Annotated in this window: 14 protein-coding genes; 4 read left to right on the forward strand and 10 right to left on the reverse strand. The window is 70.4% G+C overall.

Annotated features, from left to right (window positions below; all coding sequences use genetic code 11):
• The first annotated feature begins 13 nt into the window (after positions 1–13).
• On the forward strand, positions 14–454 hold the full coding sequence (locus ACZ7M3_RS33065) for a PPOX class F420-dependent oxidoreductase (RefSeq protein WP_450423353.1): 441 nt from the start codon (positions 14–16) through the stop codon (positions 452–454).
• Positions 455–598: 144 nt separating this feature from the next.
• On the opposite strand, the gene ACZ7M3_RS33070 is transcribed toward ACZ7M3_RS33065, so the two are convergent.
• A complete protein-coding gene (locus ACZ7M3_RS33070) occupies positions 599–1,951 on the reverse strand; it encodes an MFS transporter (RefSeq protein ID WP_472068048.1) in 1,353 nt (450 codons plus the stop codon).
• A 297-nt stretch (positions 1,952–2,248) separates the two neighbouring features.
• The gene (locus ACZ7M3_RS33075) at positions 2,249–2,914 is read right to left on the reverse strand and encodes a TetR/AcrR family transcriptional regulator (RefSeq protein WP_351299238.1); all 666 of its coding nucleotides are present in this window, start codon (positions 2,912–2,914) and stop codon (positions 2,249–2,251) included.
• 162 nt (positions 2,915–3,076) lie between these two features.
• Between ACZ7M3_RS33075 and ACZ7M3_RS33080 the strand changes: the two genes are divergently transcribed.
• The 3 genes from ACZ7M3_RS33080 (at position 3,077) to ACZ7M3_RS33090 (ending at position 7,156) form a co-directional block, all read left to right on the forward strand.
• A complete protein-coding gene (locus tag ACZ7M3_RS33080; RefSeq protein WP_472068230.1) occupies positions 3,077–3,952 on the forward strand; it encodes a shikimate dehydrogenase in 876 nt (291 codons plus the stop codon).
• A gap of 181 nt (positions 3,953–4,133) precedes the next feature.
• A complete protein-coding gene (locus tag ACZ7M3_RS33085) occupies positions 4,134–5,936 on the forward strand; it encodes a bifunctional sugar phosphate isomerase/epimerase/4-hydroxyphenylpyruvate dioxygenase family protein (protein WP_472068050.1) in 1,803 nt (600 codons plus the stop codon).
• A 257-nt stretch (positions 5,937–6,193) separates the two neighbouring features.
• The gene (locus ACZ7M3_RS33090) at positions 6,194–7,156 is read left to right on the forward strand and encodes a hypothetical protein (RefSeq protein WP_472068052.1); all 963 of its coding nucleotides are present in this window, start codon (positions 6,194–6,196) and stop codon (positions 7,154–7,156) included.
• Positions 7,157–7,208: 52 nt separating this feature from the next.
• Here ACZ7M3_RS33090 and ACZ7M3_RS33095 read toward each other — a convergent pair whose 3' ends face one another.
• From ACZ7M3_RS33095 to tkt, 8 genes are all read right to left on the reverse strand, one after another.
• Positions 7,209–7,664, reverse strand: a complete 456-nt coding sequence (locus ACZ7M3_RS33095) for a tellurite resistance TerB family protein (RefSeq protein ID WP_472068054.1) — start codon at positions 7,662–7,664, stop codon at positions 7,209–7,211.
• Positions 7,665–7,746: 82 nt separating this feature from the next.
• A complete protein-coding gene (locus ACZ7M3_RS33100) occupies positions 7,747–8,352 on the reverse strand; it encodes a histidine phosphatase family protein (protein WP_388526471.1) in 606 nt (201 codons plus the stop codon).
• 5 nt (positions 8,353–8,357) lie between these two features.
• On the reverse strand, positions 8,358–9,236 hold the full coding sequence (gene gnd, locus ACZ7M3_RS33105) for a phosphogluconate dehydrogenase (NAD(+)-dependent, decarboxylating) (RefSeq protein ID WP_472068056.1): 879 nt from the start codon (positions 9,234–9,236) through the stop codon (positions 8,358–8,360).
• 5 nt (positions 9,237–9,241) lie between these two features.
• Positions 9,242–10,891: a glucose-6-phosphate isomerase gene (pgi, locus tag ACZ7M3_RS33110; protein ID WP_472068058.1), complete on the reverse strand. Its 1,650-nt coding sequence runs from the start codon at positions 10,889–10,891 to the stop codon at positions 9,242–9,244.
• Positions 10,884–11,822, reverse strand: coding sequence for a glucose-6-phosphate dehydrogenase assembly protein OpcA (opcA, locus tag ACZ7M3_RS33115; protein WP_095851461.1), 939 nt, complete (start codon positions 11,820–11,822; stop codon positions 10,884–10,886). The genes pgi and opcA overlap by 8 nt, the downstream gene beginning before the upstream one ends.
• Positions 11,819–13,504: a glucose-6-phosphate dehydrogenase gene (gene zwf, locus ACZ7M3_RS33120; RefSeq protein WP_472068060.1), complete on the reverse strand. Its 1,686-nt coding sequence runs from the start codon at positions 13,502–13,504 to the stop codon at positions 11,819–11,821. Before zwf ends, opcA begins: the two co-directional genes overlap by 4 nt.
• On the reverse strand, positions 13,501–14,646 hold the full coding sequence (gene tal, locus ACZ7M3_RS33125) for a transaldolase (protein ID WP_472068062.1): 1,146 nt from the start codon (positions 14,644–14,646) through the stop codon (positions 13,501–13,503). Before tal ends, zwf begins: the two co-directional genes overlap by 4 nt.
• A gap of 19 nt (positions 14,647–14,665) precedes the next feature.
• Complete coding sequence (gene tkt, locus ACZ7M3_RS33130; RefSeq protein ID WP_472068064.1) at positions 14,666–16,741, reverse strand: transketolase; 2,076 nt, start codon at positions 16,739–16,741, stop codon at positions 14,666–14,668.
• Between the last annotated feature and the right edge of the window lie 36 nt (positions 16,742–16,777).

A 16,777-nucleotide genomic window follows, 5' to 3' on the forward strand; every position in this document is an offset into this window, starting at 1 on the left:
GGTTGAGCGATACATGACTCAGGACGCGACGCAGGACACGCTGCTCAAGCTGCTCTCCGAGTGCGACGGCGGAGTGCTGGTCACCCTCAAGAAGGACGGCCGGCCCCAGCTGTCCAACGTGAACCACGCCTACGATCCCGACGAGCGGATCGTCCGGGTCTCGGTCACTGACGACCGCGCCAAGACCCGCAATCTGCGCCGGGACCCGCGGGCCTCCTACCATGTGACGGCCGAGGACCGATGGGCGTACACGGTCGCCGAGGGCACCGCCGAGCTCACTCCCGTCGCCCGGGACCCGCACGACGAGACCGTCGAGGAACTGGTGCGGCTCTACCGGGCCGTCCGGGGCGAGCACCCCGACTGGGACGACTACCGGGCCGCCATGGTCAGCGACGGTCGGCTCGTCCTACGGCTCCACGTGGAGCGCGCGTACGGCATCCCCCGCGGACGCTGAGGGATCTCCGCGCACACCGGCCGCCCCTGAACCCGGCCGGGGTGCGCGGAGTGGCTCTGTGTGACCGCGCTGTTTCTTTCCGCTTGTTCCGGGCGATCTTCTTGCCGAAAACGTCAGCTGTCAACCGTGCCCCCGGTCGGGCGGTCAGGCGGTCACGGCCTCGCGCTTCGCGGCGTCCTGGGGCGCCCGCTCGCCCAGCTCCTCCGTCGGCACCGTGTGCGTCTCGCGGGCGGTGAGCGCGGCGAGCACCGGCGGGACGCACAGCGCCGCGGTGAACAGCGCCACGGACGACCAGTCGTCGCCGCCCGGGCCCGCGATCTGCGCGGCGAAGGTGACCGCGAACCCGGCGACGGCGAAGCCGATCTGCGTGCCGATCGCCATACCGGAGAGCCGGACGCGGGTGGAGAACATCTCGCCGTAGAAGGACGGCCAGACACCGTTGGCCGCGCTGTACACGACACCGAAGGCGAGGATGCCGAAGAGGAGGACGAGGGGGTACGAGCCGGTCGAGAGGGCCCACAGGTAGGCGAACATCAGCACGGCGCTGCCCGCGGCGCCGATCAGAAAGACCGGACGGCGGCCGATCCGGTCGGAGAGCGTGGCCCAGGCGGGGATCGCGCCGAGGGCCACGATGTTGGCGAGCGCGCCCACCCACAGCATCTGCGTGCGCGACAGCCCGACCGAGTCGCTCGTGCCGTACGCCAGCGCCCAGACCGTGAAGATCGTGCTGACCGAGGCGATCAGGGCGCCCGCGACGACCCGCAGGACGTCCGCCCAGTACTCGCGGAGGAGCACGAGGAGCGGCAGTTTGGGAACGCCCTCGCTCGCGACCTGCTGGGTGAAGGCCGGCGTCTCCTGGAGCGTGCGGCGGATGACATAGCCGACCACGGCGACCGCGACGCTCGCCCAGAACGGCACGCGCCAGCCCCAGGAGAGCAGTTGGTCCTCGGGCAGCGCGGCGACCGGCAGGAACACCAGGGTCGCCAGGAGCTGGCCGCCCTGGGTGCCGCTGAGGGTGAAGCTGGTGAAGAAGCCCCGGCGGTGGGGCGGCGCGTGCTCCAGCGTCATGGAGTTGGCGCTCGCCTGCTCACCGGCCGCGGAGATGCCCTGGAGGACGCGGCAGAGCACCAGCAGGACCGGGGCGAGGCCGCCGACCTGGGCGCGAGTGGGCAGACAGCCGATGAGGAACGTCGACAGGCCCATCAGGAGCAGGGTGAAGACCATGATCTTCTTACGGCCGACCCGGTCGCCGAAGTGGCCGAGGAAGAGCGCGCCGACCGGGCGGGCCGCGTACGCGACGCCGAACGTGGCCAGTGAGAGGAGGGTCGCGGTGGCCGGGTCTGACTCGTCGAAGAAGACCTTCGGGAAGATCAGGGCCGCGGCGCTGCCGTAGATGAAGAAGTCGTAGTACTCCAGGGCGCTGCCGATCCAGGCGGCCATGGCGGCCTTCCGGGGCTGGCCGGGTGGCGCGTCGAGCGGGACGGCGGGGACAGACACGGCGTGCTCCTTCGAGGGAACTCCGGGGACGGGAGTGACGGAGGGGTGTGGTGCCGGGGCCCTGGGGGTGTACGGGTCGGCCGTGCCGGATGCGACGAGTCTGCTCGACGGTGGGAGGTCTGCTCAACGTGGCGTGTCCGGCTAATTAACCCACTGGATAGTTAGTAGCGGATGGCTACGGATGGTGCGCCCACGTTTCCCGGGTGTCAAGAGGTCGTACTGAAGGATCTTTCCCGGCCGTGCCCCGCCCCGGCCCCGGAGCGGGGCACGGAGAGGGGGGTGACGGTCCTGCCGTTCTCAGTCCTCCGTGCGGTCCGCCGTCAGATAGGCGATGACCATGTCGCCGAGCATGGTCCGGTAGTGCTCCCGCTGGTCGGGGGCGACCAGGTCGCGGCCGAAGAGGGCGCCGAAGGTATGCCGGTTGGAGACCCGGAAGAAGCAGAACGAGCTGATCATCGCGTGCAGGTCCACGGCGTCGACGTCGGCCGTGAACAGGCCCGACTTCCGGCCGGTCTCCAGGATGCGGCGGATCACCTCCAGCGCGGGCGAACCGATCTTCCCGAGTTCCTCGGACGCCGCTATGTGTTCCGCCTCGTGGATGTTCTCGATGCTGACCAGCCGGATGAAGTCCGGATGCGCCTCATGGTGGTCGAAGGTCAGCTCGGCGAGCCTGCGGATGGCCGCGACCGGGTCCAAGTGCTCGACGTCCAGCTCCTGTTCGGCCATCCGGATCGCGGAGTACGCGCGCTCCAGAACGGCCGTGAACAGCTGCTCCTTGCCGCCGAAGTAGTAATAGATCATCCGCTTGGTGGTGCGGGTGCGGGCGGCGATCTCGTCGACACGGGCACCGGCGAAGCCGGCACGGGAGAACTCCTGGGTCGCCACGTCGAGAATCTCGGCCTTGGTCCGGGCGGCGTCGCGGATGCGCCCGACGGGCCGGGCAGGTTCTTCGACGCTGGTCATCGGCTTCCTTCGGGCGAGGGGGTCAGTGCCCGCGATTGTAGAAGCAGGGTCTGCCGCCGTGGTCCCGAGTTCCGGGGCGGGCCTTCCCGCGAGCTCGGGATGCTGATATAGCTAACGTACTAGTTCGTACATTAGTGAGCGCTCAGGAGGTCCGCCGTGACCATGGACACGTATCTCGTCGGCCTCATCGGTTCCGGCATCGGCCCCTCGCTCAGCCCCGCGCTGCACGAGCGGGAGGCCGACCGGCAGGGACTGCGCTGTCTGTACCGGCTGATCGACATCGACGTGCTCGGCGTCGGGCCGGAGGCGGTGGGCGATCTCGTACGGGCCGCGCGGGACCTCGGCTTCGACGGGCTGAACATCACGCACCCCTGCAAGCAACTGGTCATCGACCACCTCGACGAGCTCGCTCCGCAGGCGGCGGCCCTCGGCGCGGTCAACACCGTCGTCTTCGAGGGGGGCCGCGCGGTCGGGCACAACACCGATGTCACCGGGTTCGCCGCGTCCTTCGCGCGCGGGCTGCCCGATGTCCCGCTGGAGCGGGTCGTGCAGTTGGGTGCGGGCGGGGCGGGGGCGGCCGTCGCCCACGCCGTGCTGACGCTGGGCGCGGGGCACGTCACCGTCGTGGACGCGATGCCGGACCGGGCGGCGGATCTCGCCGCCGGGCTGAACCGGCACTTCGGTGCGGGGCGGGCGGCGGCCGCGACGCCGGACGCGCTCGGGGGGCTGCTCGGCCGCGGCGACGGGGTGGTGCACGCGACGCCCACCGGGATGGCGGCCCATCCCGGGCTGCCCTTCCCGGCCGAGCTGCTGCATCCCGGTCTGTGGGTCGCCGAGGTGGTGTACCGGCCGCTGGAGACCGCGTTGCTGCGCACGGCCCGGGCGGTGGGGTGCGCGACGCTGGACGGCGGGGGCATGGCCGTGTTCCAGGCGGCGGACGCGTTTCGGCTGTTCACGGGGCGCGAGCCGGATGCCGTGCGGATGCTGGCGGACATTGCTGAGCTGGCGGGTGTGCCAGGTGCGGGTGTTGGTGGCTGAGGGCGCCTGATGGGTGGGGCGGCTCGGGTTGTGTGGCGGGGTGCGGGGCCGTGGGGGCTGATCGCGCACCCGCCCCCGCGGCGGAGCCGCACTTGTCACCGCCCCGCGCCCCTTGCGGGCCCGCCTGAGTCGGCGGCTCTCGCCGTGCCTCGATGTGGAGCGACAGCCAAGGAGTATCGACGTGCGTATGTCCATTGCCACTGTCTCGCTCAGTGGGTCCCTGACCGAGAAGCTCACGGCTGCGGGGCGGGCCGGGTTCGACGGGGTGGAGATCTTCGAGAACGATCTGCTCGCGAGCCCCCTCGCACCCGAGGAGATCCGGGCCCGCACCGCGGACCTCGGTCTGAGCATCGACCTGTACCAGCCGATGCGGGACATCGAAGCGGTGCCCGAAGAGGAGTTCGCCCGCAATCTGCGCCGCGCCCGGCACAAGTTCGAACTCATGCGCCGCCTCGGCACCGACACGGTCCTGGTCTGCTCCAGCGTCTCCCCGCTCGCCGTGGACGACGACGCGCTCGCGGCCGACCAGCTGCGCCGACTCGCGGACCTCGCACAGGACTTCGGAATGCGCGTCGCCTACGAGGCGCTCGCGTGGGGCCGCCATGTGAGTACGTACGACCACGCCTGGAGCATCGTCGAAGCCGCGGACCACCCCGCCCTCGGCACCTGCCTGGACAGCTTCCACATCCTCGCCCGCGGCGGCGACCCCAAGGGCATCGAGGACATCCCCGGCGAGAAGATCTTCTTCCTGCAACTGGCCGACGCCCCCCTGATGGCGATGGACGTCCTGCAGTGGAGCCGCCACTACCGTTGCTTCCCGGGCCAGGGCGGCTTCGACATCGCGGGGTTCCTCGGACACGTCCTGCGGGCCGGATACCGCGGACCGCTCTCCCTCGAGGTCTTCAACGACGTCTTCCGGCAGGCCGAGGCCGGACCGACCGCCGTGGACGCGCGTCGCTCCCTCCTCGTCCTCCAGGAGGCGACGGGACTCGCGGTCCCGCCCGCGCCCGTGGTGCCGACCGGTGTCGCCTTCGCCGAGCTCGTCACCCCCGACGTCGAACCCGTCACCGCGCTCCTCGGCGCCCTCGGCTTCACCCGCAGGGCCAGGCACCGCAGCAAGCCCGTCGATCTCTGGCAGCAGGGCGAGGCCCGTGTCCTCGTGAACACCGGACCGGCCGCCCGGCGCGACGGCACCTCCCTCGCGGCCGTCGGCCTGGAGTCCCCGGACCCGGCCGCCGCGGCCCGGCGCGCCGAATCCCTCCTCGCCCCGGTCCTGCCCCGCCGCCGCGCCCCCGAGGACGCACCGCTGGACGCGGTGGCCGCCCCCGACGGCACCGAACTCTTCTTCTGTGTCACGGACCGCTCCGGGCACCCCGAACTCGCGGGGTGGACGTGCGACTTCGTGCCGGTCCCGCACGAACGACTCCCGCAGCACGTGGCCCGCATCGACCACCTGGCCCTCACCCAGCCCTGGCACCAGTTCGACGAGGCGGCCCTCTTCCACCGCAGTGTGCTCGGGCTGAGCGCACAGGACAGCGTCGATGTCGCCGACCCGTACGGACTGCACCGCAGCCGCGCGGTCACCAACGGCGACGGCAGCGTCCGTATCGCGCTCGGCGTCGGGCCCGCCCCCACTGACGAGGGCGCCCGCGCCCAGCACATCGCCCTCGCCACCGACGACGTGGTCACCGCGGCCCGCCGCTTCCGCGAGGCCGGCGGCCGACTGCTGGCGATGCCCGCGAACTACTACGACGACCTCGCCGCACGGTATGAGTTCGCCGACGGCGAGCCGGAGACGTACCGCGAACTCGGCATCCTCTACGACCGTGACGCGGAGGGCGAGTTCCGCCACTGCTACACGGAGACGGTCGGCCGTGTCTTCTTCGAACTCGTCCAGCGTGACGGCGGTTACCGGGGCTACGGAGCGCAGAACGCCCCTGTGCGGCTCGCCGCGCAGCACCTGCCGCGCCGACCGGGGCGCTGACCCCTCGGCCGCGTCACGGCGCCACTCGCGTCACGACGCCGCTCGTCCCCGGGCGGCGCATATTACCCGCCAGTTGACATTGAAACATCAATGACCACCGCTATCATCACACCACCCGCGGAACACCTCTGCGGAGCGACCGTCGGCCGATGACAGCGGCAGCACGGTATCGCCCCCAGTCTGCTGCCCAGGACGTGGAGCAATCGGCCTCCGGCTCCGAGGCCGGTTTCAGTGCTTCACGTTTTGAGAGGGAGCCCATGCCGGGAGACCGCTTCACCCCCGACTTCGACCCCGACTACGGGGACGCGCCCCTCACCACCGCACGCAAGGACATCGCCAACGGGCGCTGGCAGGGTCTGCGGGATCTGCTGCGGGTGACCGGCCCCGCATGGTCCGTGCGCGCCCACCGGATCCGGCTGCTCGCGCCCGCGTGCGCGGGCAACTCGGCGGTCGAGTCCTGGCTCGCCGCGGAGCCGCGCAGCCCCGACGCCCTGGTGCTGCGGGCCGCGACCGAGGTGGCCAGGGCCTTCACCCTCGCCACCGTCGCGGGCGGGCGCGTACCCGTCGAGCAGCGGCGCGTCGACCGGGCGGTGATGGCGTGTCTGCAGGGTGCCGAGGCCTACCCCGAGGACCCCACACCGTGGATCTGCCTCATCTCCGTCGCCCGGCTCTACGCCGCCGGGGTACGCCGCCAGGAACTCGGCCGCTGGTGGGACGAGTTGCACGCCCGCGACCCTTACACGATCGAGGGGCACCTCCATGTGCTGCGCTACTACTCGGCGCGCTGGCACGGCACCCACGGCCTGATGTACGACTTCGCCCGTGACGCGGCGGCCGTCGCCCCGCCGGGCTGCGCGCTGCCGGTCCTGGTGCAGTTCGCCCGCGTGGAGGAGTACCGCTTTCTCCAGGAGGAGGCGAACGGGCGGCCGGGCGTGCCCGTCGACCTCGACGGGCACTGGAACCATGAGGGAGCCGTCGACGACGTACGGCGTACCTGGCAGCGCTGGATCACCGCGCGCCCGGACGGCCAGCCCGCGCCGGAGGAGGTGCGCGACCTCAACTACCTGGCGCACGCCGCCAGCTACGCGGGTCTGCCGGACCTCGCGGCCACGCTCTTCAAGACCCTGGGGGTGCGCGCCAGCCGGATGCCCTGGTCCCGCACCGGCGACCCGGGGGCGGAGTACGTGAAGTGGCGCAGGCGCGCGACGCACGGCGCCTGAGCCACCTCACGTGTCCCGGCCGTAGAGGTGGCACGGCCGGGCCGGTGGGGAACTACAGGTCGAACTCGTGCGGCGGCAGGTCGAGGGCGAAGCACGCCTCGCGCACGACGGCCTGCTCGGTCTTGTCGAAGTCGCCGTCGGCGCCGCCGATGACGATGCCGATCTGGATGACGGCGCGCGCCTCGGCCGGCTTCTTCTTCGCCTTGGCGATCTCCTGGAGGACGCTGACCTTGCCGAAGGCGAAGTCGGCGGTCAGCTTGTTCAGGTTGTCGTCGAAGCGGCGGCGCAGGTCGTCGGCGTCGAAGTTCTGCAACACCTCGTTCGTGGCGATGAGCTGCGCGACGCGCTGGCGCTCGGAGGGATCGACCGTCCCGTCCGCCGCGGCGACGAGCGCGCACATCGCCATGCTCGCGTCGCGGAAGGCACCGCTCTTCAGATCGTTCTTCTTCGCCACGAGCTGGGTCTGCATCGTCGACGCGGACTCCTTGATGCGGTCCCACAGGGCCATGAGAGCTCCATACGTTGGGAGAGGCCCGGCCCGCCCCGGAGGGCGGACCGTGACCTCGTCGATTTCTACAGCAATGTAGAAACTAGCGAACCGCCGCAGAAGTTCCGGTGGCGTTCCACTCGGCGATCACAGGATGCCCGTGTTCGGTGGACAGCCGGCTGACGGTGCCCGTCGCGAGCTGGAACAGCCGCCCGTCCGCGGGGGACAGCCCCAGCCGACGGGCCGTCAGCACGCGCAGGAAGTGGGCGTGTGCCACGAGGATCACGTCGCCGTCGGCGAGCGCCGGCCCGACGCGGGACAGCACGCGGTCCGCGCGCTCTCCCACCTCCGCCGGTGATTCGCCGGGACGGCCGTCGGAGCCGGGCGGCACGCCGTCGTTCCACAGGAACCAGTCGGGCCGGGTGCGGTGTATCTCGACGGTCGTGATGCCTTCGTACGCGCCGTAGTCCCACTCGTGCAGGTCGGCATCGGCCACGGCCCCGTACACGCCCGCGAGTTCCGCCGTGCGTATCGCGCGGCCGAGCGGGCTGGTCAGGGCCAGGGCGAAGGTCCGGCCTGCGAGCAGCGGGGCGAGGGACTTGGCCTGTTCCTCGCCGTGCTGGGTGAGGGGGAGGTCGGTCCAGCTGGTGTGCTGGCCCGACACGCTCCACTCGGTCTCACCGTGGCGGACCAGCAGGAGGTCGCCCATGGTCGCTACTTCGCCGACTCGACGGCGTGGCCGCCGAACTGGTTGCGCAGTGCCGCGATCATCTTCATCTGCGGGGAGTCGTCCTGGCGGGAGGCGAACCGGGCGAAGAGGGAGGCGGTGATGGCGGGCAGCGGGACGGCGTTGTCGATGGCCGCCTCGACGGTCCAGCGGCCCTCGCCGGAGTCGTCCGCGTAGCCGCGCAGCTTCTCCAGGTGCTCGTCGTCGTCCAGCGCGTTGACCGCGAGGTCGAGCAGCCAGGAGCGGATGACGGTGCCTTCCTGCCAGGAGCGGAAGACCTCGCGCACGTCGGTGACGGAGTGGACCTTCTCCAGGAGCTCCCAGCCCTCGGCGTAGGCCTGCATCATGGCGTACTCGATGCCGTTGTGGACCATCTTGGAGAAGTGGCCCGCGCCGACCTTGCCGGCATGCACGAAGCCGGCGTCACCCTCGGGCTTGAGGGCGTCGAAGATCGGCTGCACCTTGGCGATGTTCTCGGCATCGCCGCCGACCATCAGCGCGTAGCCGTTCTTGAGGCCCCAGACACCGCCGGAGACGCCCGCGTCGACGAACCCGATGCCCTTGGCGGCCAGTTCCTCCGCGTGCTTCTCGTCGTCCGTCCAGCGGGAGTTGCCGCCGTCGACGACGGTGTCGCCGGGCTCCAGGAGCTCGCCGAGCTGGTCGATGGTGGACTGTGTGGCGGCGCCGGCGGGGACCATCACCCACACCACGCGCGGGCCTTCGAGCGCGCTCACGAGTTCGGAGAGGCTGCTCACGTCCGAGACCTCGGGGTTGCGGTCGTAGCCGACGACCGTGTGGCCCGCGCGGCGGATCCGCTCGCGCATGTTGCCGCCCATCTTGCCGAGGCCGATGAGTCCGAGCTGCATGACAGTCACTTCTTTCGGAGGGTGCGGTACGCGGCCACGAGGGCGGCGGTGGAGGGGTCGAGGCCGGGCACGTCGGCGCCTTCGGTGAGCGCGGGTTCGACGCGCTTGGCGAGGACCTTGCCGAGTTCGACGCCCCACTGGTCGAAGGAGTCGATGTTCCAGATCGCGCCCTGGACGAACACCTTGTGCTCGTAGAGGGCGATGAGCTGGCCGAGGACCGACGGCGTCAGCTCGCTCGCGAGGATCGTCGTCGTCGGGTGGTTGCCCTTGAACGTCTTGTGCGGGACCAGTTCCTCGGGCACGCCCTCGGCGCGCACCTCGTCGGGCGTCTTGCCGAAGGCGAGGGCCTGGGTCTGCGCGAAGAAGTTCGCCATCAACAGGTCGTGCTGGGCGGCGAGTTCGGGCTCCAGCTCGTCGACCGGGTTGGCGAAGCCGATGAAGTCGGCCGGGATCAGCTTCGTGCCCTGGTGGATGAGCTGGTAGTAGGCGTGCTGCCCGTTGGTGCCGGGCGTCCCCCACACCACCGGACCGGTCTGCCATTCCACCGGGTCGCCGTCGCGGTCCACCGACTTGCCGTTGGACTCCATGTCCAACTGCTGCAGGTAGGCGGTGAACTTGGACAGGTAGTGCGAGTACGGCAGTACGGCGTGCGACTGGGCGTCGAAGAAGTTGCCGTACCAGACGCCCAACAGGCCGAGCAGCAAAGGCGCGTTGGCCTCGGCGGGAGCCGTACGGAAGTGCTCGTCGACGAGCCTGAACCCGTCGAGCAGCTCCCGGAACCGGTCCGGGCCGATCGCGATCATCAACGACAGGCCGATCGCCGAGTCGAAGGAGTAGCGTCCGCCGACCCAGTCCCAGAACCCGAACATGTTGGCCGTGTCGATGCCGAAGTCCGACACCTTCCCGGCGTTCGTCGACAGCGCCACGAAGTGCTTGGCGACGGCCTTCTCGTCGCCCTCCAGCGCGGCGAGCAGCCAGGTCCGTGCCGAGGTGGCGTTGGTGATCGTCTCGATCGTGGTGAACGTCTTCGAGGCGATGATGAACAGCGTCTCGGCCGGGTCGAGGTCGCGGACGGCCTCGTGCAGATCGGCGCCGTCCACGTTCGACACGAACCGCACGGTCAGCGAGCGGTCGGTGAAGGCCCGCAGCGCCTCGTACGCCATCGCCGGACCGAGGTCGGAGCCGCCGATACCGATGTTCACGACGTTCTTGATGCGCTTGCCGGTGTGACCGGTCCACTCGCCGGCGCGGACCCGCTCGGCGAAGTCGGCCATCTTGTCGAGCACGGCGTGCACGCCAGGTACGACGTTCTCCCCGTCGACCTCGATCACCGCGTTCCGCGGGGCCCGCAGGGCGGTGTGCAGCACCGCCCTGTCCTCGGTGACGTTGATCCTCTCGCCGCGGAACATCGCGTCCCGCAGTCCGAACACGTCCGTGGCGGTGGCCAGTTCCTGGAGGAGGGCGAGGGTCTCGTCCGTGATCAGGTGCTTGGAGTAGTCGATCCGCAGATCGCCGACCCGTACGACATAGCGCTCGGCGCGGGCGGGGTCGGCGGCGAACAGCTCACGCAGCCGCGGGTGGAGCAGACCGTCCGCGCGGTGGTCCTCCAGGGCCACCCACTCCGGACGCCGCGTGAGTTTGGGGGAGTCAGACATGACGGGGGGTCTCCTTGGTGCCGCTCTCGCCCCGCAGGGCGACGGCGTACATCTCGTCCGCGTCGAGGCGGCGCAGCTCCTCGGCGATCAGCTCGGAAGTGCTGCGCACCTTCAGTGCGAGGGTGCGGGAGGGCTGCCCGGGCAGCGACAGCGTGGCCAGCGGTCCCTCGGGCCGGTCGATCACGATCTCGCCGTTCGCCGTGCCGAGCCGCACCGCGGTCACCACCGGGCCGGCGGTGACGACCCGCTCGACCGGCACTTCGAGCCGGGCGCCCAGCCAGCGGGCGAGCAGCTCGGCGCTCGGGTTGTCGGCCTCGCTCTCGACGGCGGCCGAGATCACCTTCGTACGGGCCTGGTCGAGCGCGGCGGCCAGCATCGAGCGCCAGGGCGTCAGCCGGGTCCATGCCAGGTCGGTGTCGCCCGGCGCGTAGGAGTTGACGCGGGCCTCCAGGGCCGTGAGGGGCGCTTCGACGGCGTACATGTCGGTGATCCTGCGCTGCGCGAGGGCGCCCAGCGGGTCCTTGGCGGGCACCTTGGGGGCGTCCACCGGCCACCAGACGACGACGGGCGCGTCCGGCAGCAGCAGCGGCAGGACCACGGAGTCGGCGTGGTCGGACACCTCGCCGTAGGTTCGCAGTACGACGGTCTCGCCGGCACCGGAGTCGGCGCCCACCCGGACCTCGGCGTCGAGGCGCGAGTTGGTGCGGTCGCGCGGGGTGCGGGCGTGTCGCTTGATGACGACCAGGGTGCGTGAGGGGTGCTCGCGTGAGGCCTCCTCGGCGGCCTTGATCGAGTCGTACGCGTTCTCTTCGTCGGTGACGATGACCATCGTCAGGACCATGCCCACGGCGGGGGTGCCGATGGCGCGGCGCCCCTGCACGAGCGCCTTGTTGATCTTGCTTGCCGTGGTGTCGGTCAGGTCGATCTTCATGGCCTGCGCCAGCTCCGTCCGTCTCGTGCGAGCATCTCGTCGGCTTCCTTCGGACCCCAGCTGCCCGAGGGGTACTGCGCGGGCTTGCCATGGGTCTCCCAGTACTCCTCGATCGGGTCGAGGACCTTCCAGGACTCTTCCACCTCCTGATGACGGGGGAAGAGATTGGCGTCGCCGAGCAGGACATCCAGAATCAGCCGTTCGTACGCCTCCGGGCTGGACTCGGTGAACGACTCGCCGTAGGCGAAGTCCATCGTGACGTCCCGGATCTCCATCGACGTACCCGGGACCTTCGATCCGAAGCGCACCGTCATGCCCTCGTCGGGCTGGACGCGGATCACGATCGCGTTCTGGCCGAGCTCCTCGGTGGCGGTCGAGTCGAACGGGGAGTGCGGGGCGCGCTGGAAGACCACCGCGATCTCCGTCACCCGCCGGCCGAGGCGCTTGCCGGTGCGCAGGTAGAAGGGGACGCCCGCCCAGCGGCGGTTGTCGACCTCCAGCTTGACGGCCGCGTAGGTGTCGGTCGTCGACTTGGGGTCGATGCCCTCCTCCTGCAGATAGCCGCGCACCTTCTCGCCGCCCTGCCAGGCCGCCGCGTACTGGCCGCGCACGGTGTGCTCGCCCAGGTTCTCCGGCAGCTTCACCGACTTGAGGACCTTGAGCTTCTCGGTCAGCAGCGACTCGGCGTCGAAGGCGATCGGCTCCTCCATGGCGGTCAGCGCCATCAGCTGGAGCAGGTGGTTCTGGATCACGTCACGGGCCGAACCGATGCCGTCGTAGTAGCCGGCCCGGCCGCCGATGCCGATGTCCTCGGCCATGGTGATCTGCACGTGGTCGACGTACGACCGGTTCCAGATCGGCTCGTACATCTGGTTGGCGAAGCGGAGCGCCAGGATGTTCTGGACGGTCTCCTTGCCGAGGTAGTGGTCGATGCGGAAGACCTGCTCCGGGTCGAACACGTCGTGCACGAGCGCGTTCAGCTCGCGCGCGCTCTCGAGGTCGTGGCCGAACGGCTTCTCGATGACCGCGCGCCGCCAGGAACCCTCCGGCGGGCTCGCGAGCCCGTGCTTCTTGAGCTGCTGGACGACCTTCGGGAAGAACTTCGGGGGCACGGAGAGGTAGAACGCGTAGTTGCCGCTGGTGCCCCGGGCCGCGTCCAGCTCCTCGATGGCGGAGCGCAGCTGCTTGAACGCCGTGTCGTCGTCGAAGGTGCCCGGGATGAACCGCATGCCTTCGGCGAGCTGCTGCCAGACCTCCTCCCGGAACGGGGTGCGCGCGTGTTCCTTCACCGAGTCGTGCACGATCTGCGCGAAGTCCTCGTCCTCCCAGTCGCGGCGGGCGAACCCGACGAGCGAGAAGCCCGGCGGCAGCAGACCGCGGTTGGCGAGGTCGTAGACGGCCGGCATCAGCTTCTTGCGGGACAGGTCGCCGGTGACACCGAAGATGACGAGGCCCGAGGGGCCCGCGATACGGGGGAGGCGGCGGTCACGGGGGTCACGGAGCGGGTTCTCCCATTCCGTCACCGGAACGGGGCCGTTGCTCTTGGCCTCGGCCTTCACCTCGACGGCCTTCACCTCGACCGGCTTCACACCGTCCGGTTCCACGGTCGTGTCACCAGATCCCTCCGGCGTGGTGGCCGCATCCTGCGGGGCACCGTCGGGAAGCGCTTCAAGCTTGGTCATTCCCCTTCAACTCCCTTGCTGCTCAGCGAGGTCGCAACCGCGTCGAGCAGGTCACCCCAGGCCGCCTCGAACTTCGAGACGCCCTCGTCCTCCAGCTGGTCGACCACCTCGTCGTAGGAGATCCCGAGCTCTTCCACGGCGGCCAGGTCGGCGCGCGCCTGGGCGTAGCCGCCGGTCACCGCGTCGCCGTGGATGTCACCGTGGTCGGCCGTGGCGTTGAGCGTCGCCTCCGGCATGGTGTTGACCGTGCCCGGCGCGACCAGCTCGTCGACGTACAGCGTGTCCTTGTACGAGGGGTCCTTGACGCCCGTCGAGGCCCACAGCGGGCGCTGCTTGTTGGCGCCGGCCGGGGCGAGCGCGGTCCAGCGGGCGGAGGCGAACACCTCTTCGTACGCCTCGTAGGCGAGCCGCGCGTTGGCGAGCGCCGCCCTGCCCTTGAGGGCGAGGGCCTCGTCGGTCCCGACCTTCGTCAGCCGCTTGTCGATCTCGCTGTCGACGCGGGAGACGAAGAAGGAGGCGACGGAGTGGATGGTGGCGAGGTCGATGCCCGCCGCCTTGGCCTTCTCCAGGCCCGCCAGGTAGGCGTCCATCACCTCGCGGTAGCGCTCCAGGGAGAAGATCAGCGTGACGTTGACGCTGATGCCGAGGCCGATGACCTCGGTGATCGCCGGGAGGCCGGCCTTCGTCGCCGGGATCTTGATCATCACGTTCGGGCGGTCGACCAGCCAGGAGAGCTGCTTGGCCTCGGCGACGGTCGCCCCGGTGTTGTGGGCGAGGCGCGGGTCGACCTCGATGGAGACACGGCCGTCACGGCCGGCGGTCGCGTCGTGGACCGGGCGCAGGATGTCGGCGGCGGCACGGACGTCGGCCGTCGTCATCATCCGGACGGCCTCGTCGACCGTCACGCCGCGCTCGGCCAGGTCGCCGAGCTGCTCCTCGTACCCTTCACCGGAGCCGATGGCGGTTTGGAAGATGGAGGGGTTGGTGGTGACGCCCACCACGTGCCTGGTCGCTACGAGTTCGGCGAGGTTGCCGGAGGCGATGCGCCCCCGGGAGAGGTCGTCCAGCCAGATGGAGACGCCTTCGTCGGAGAGGCGCTTCAGGGTTACCGCGGTCGCGGTTGCTTCGGTCACAGTGATCATCTTCCTTCGTGCGATCGGATCAACCGCGGGCGGCGGTCAGGGATTCCCGGGCGGCGGCGGCGACGTTCTCGGCGGTGAAACCGAACTCGGCGAACAGGGTCTTGGCGTCGGCGGAGGCACCGAAGTGCTCGAGGGAGACAATGCGTCCGTGGTCACCGACGTAGCGGTACCAGGTCAGGCCGATGCCCGCCTCGACCGCCACGCGGGCCTTCACGGACGGGGGCAGAACACGGTCGCGGTACTCGCGCGGCTGCTCCTCGAACCACTCCACGGACGGCATCGACACGACCCGGGTGCCGATCCCCTCGGCCTCCAGCAGCTCACGCGCCTCGACGGCGAGGTGCACCTCGGAGCCGGTGGCGATCAGGACCAGGTCGGGCGTCTCGGTCGAGGAGTCACGCAGCACGTAACCGCCCTTGGCGGCCTCGGAGTTGGCCTCGTAGGTGGGTACGCCCTGGCGGGTCAGGGCCAGGCCGTGCGGGGTGGGGTGGGTGGCGTGCCGCTTGAGGATCTCGGCCCAGGCGATCGCGGTCTCGTTGGCGTCGGCCGGGCGGACGATGTTCAGGCCCGGGATGGCGCGCAGCGAGGCCAGGTGTTCGACCGGCTGGTGGGTCGGGCCGTCCTCGCCGAGCCCGATGGAGTCGTGCGTCCACACGTACGTGACGGGGAGCTGCATCAACGCGGACAGGCGCACGGCGTTGCGCATGTAGTCGGAGAAGACCAGGAAGGTACCGCCGTAGATGCGGGTGTTGCCGTGCAGCGCGATGCCGTTCATCTCCGCGGCCATGGAGTGCTCGCGGATGCCGAAGTGGACGGTACGGCCGTACGGGTCGGCCTCCGGCAGCGGGTTGCCCTTCGGCAGGAAGGAGGACGTCTTGTCGATGGTGGTGTTGTTCGAGCCGGCCAGGTCGGCGGAGCCGCCCCACAGTTCGGGGATCACCGAGCCGAGCGACTGCAGGACCTTGCCGGAGGCGGCGCGGGTGGCGACGGACGTGCCCGCCTCGAACGCGGGGAGCTTGTCCTGCCAGCCCTCGGGAAGCTGGCCGGCGACGACCCGGTCGAACAGCCTGGCCCGCTCGGGCTGCGCGGTGCGCCACTCGGCGATCCGCTTGTCCCAGGCGGCGTGCGCCTCGGCACCCCGGTCCAGGGCCTGGCGGGCGTGGGCGAGGACCTCGCCCACGACTTCGAAGGACTTCTCCGCGTCGAAGCCCAGCAGCCGCTTGGTGGCGGCGACCTCGTCCGCGCCCAGCGCGGAGCCGTGCGAGGCCTCGGTGTTCCGGGCGTTCGGCGCGGGCCAGGCGATGATCGTGCGCATCGCGATGATCGAGGGCCGTCCGGTCTCGGCCTGCGCCGCCTTCAGCGCCGTGTACAGCGCGCGGACGTCGATGTCGCCGTCGGCCGAGGGCTCGATGCGCTGCACATGCCAGCCGTAGGCCTCGTAGCGCTTCAGCACGTCCTCGGAGAAGGCGGTGGCGGTGTCGCCCTCGATGGAGATGTGGTTGTCGTCGTAGACGAAGACCAGGTTGCCCAGCTTCTGGTGGCCCGCCAGGGAGGAGGCCTCGGCGGAGATGCCCTCCTCCAGGTCGCCGTCCGAGACGATGCCCCAGATGGTGTGGTCGAAGGGCGACTCGCCCTCCGGCGTCTCGGGGTCGAACAGGCCGCGCTCGTAGCGGGCGGCCATCGCCATGCCCACCGCGTTCGCGACACCCTGCCCCAGCGGACCGGTGGTGGTCTCCACGCCCGCGGTGTGCCCGTACTCGGGGTGACCCGGCGTCTTCGAACCGTGCGTGCGGAACGCCTTCAGGTCGTCCAGCCCGAGTTCGTAGCCGGAGAGGAAGAGCTGCGTGTAAAGGGTCAGCGAGGTGTGACCGGGGGACAGGACGAACCGGTCGCGGCCGGTCCACTCCGGGTCGGCGGGGTCGTGTCGCATCACCTTCTGAAAGATCGTGTACGCGGCCGGGGCCAGGCTCATCGCCGTGCCCGGGTGGCCGTTTCCGACCTTCTGAACGGCGTCAGCGGCCAGGACGCGGGCCGTGTCGACGGCCCGGCGGTCCAGCTCGGTCCATTCGAAGCCGTCGGGGCTCTGCGTACTCATCTTCAAGAAGTCCTCACTGGATCGGGAATCGCTGGT

Source organism: Streptomyces sp. NPDC111656 (assembly GCF_055656965.1).

What these genes read in the sequence shown, in the direction of transcription:
- ACZ7M3_RS33080 (WP_472068230.1), top strand. Translation starts at nt 3,077, where the DNA reads ATGGACACGTATCTCGTCGGCCTCATCGGTTCCGGCATCGGCCCCTCG.
- pgi (WP_472068058.1), bottom strand. Translation starts at nt 10,891, where the DNA reads ATGTCTGACTCCCCCAAACTCACGCGGCGTCCGGAGTGGGTGGCCCTG.
- zwf (WP_472068060.1), bottom strand. Translation starts at nt 13,504, where the DNA reads ATGACCAAGCTTGAAGCGCTTCCCGACGGTGCCCCGCAGGATGCGGCC.
- ACZ7M3_RS33090 (WP_472068052.1), top strand. Translation starts at nt 6,194, where the DNA reads ATGCCGGGAGACCGCTTCACCCCCGACTTCGACCCCGACTACGGGGAC.
- ACZ7M3_RS33095 (WP_472068054.1), bottom strand. Translation starts at nt 7,664, where the DNA reads ATGGCCCTGTGGGACCGCATCAAGGAGTCCGCGTCGACGATGCAGACC.
- ACZ7M3_RS33075 (WP_351299238.1), bottom strand. Translation starts at nt 2,914, where the DNA reads ATGACCAGCGTCGAAGAACCTGCCCGGCCCGTCGGGCGCATCCGCGAC.
- tkt (WP_472068064.1), bottom strand. Translation starts at nt 16,741, where the DNA reads ATGAGTACGCAGAGCCCCGACGGCTTCGAATGGACCGAGCTGGACCGC.
- ACZ7M3_RS33065 (WP_450423353.1), top strand. Translation starts at nt 14, where the DNA reads ATGACTCAGGACGCGACGCAGGACACGCTGCTCAAGCTGCTCTCCGAG.
- opcA (WP_095851461.1), bottom strand. Translation starts at nt 11,822, where the DNA reads ATGAAGATCGACCTGACCGACACCACGGCAAGCAAGATCAACAAGGCG.
- ACZ7M3_RS33100 (WP_388526471.1), bottom strand. Translation starts at nt 8,352, where the DNA reads ATGGGCGACCTCCTGCTGGTCCGCCACGGTGAGACCGAGTGGAGCGTG.
- gnd (WP_472068056.1), bottom strand. Translation starts at nt 9,236, where the DNA reads ATGCAGCTCGGACTCATCGGCCTCGGCAAGATGGGCGGCAACATGCGC.
- tal (WP_472068062.1), bottom strand. Translation starts at nt 14,646, where the DNA reads ATGATCACTGTGACCGAAGCAACCGCGACCGCGGTAACCCTGAAGCGC.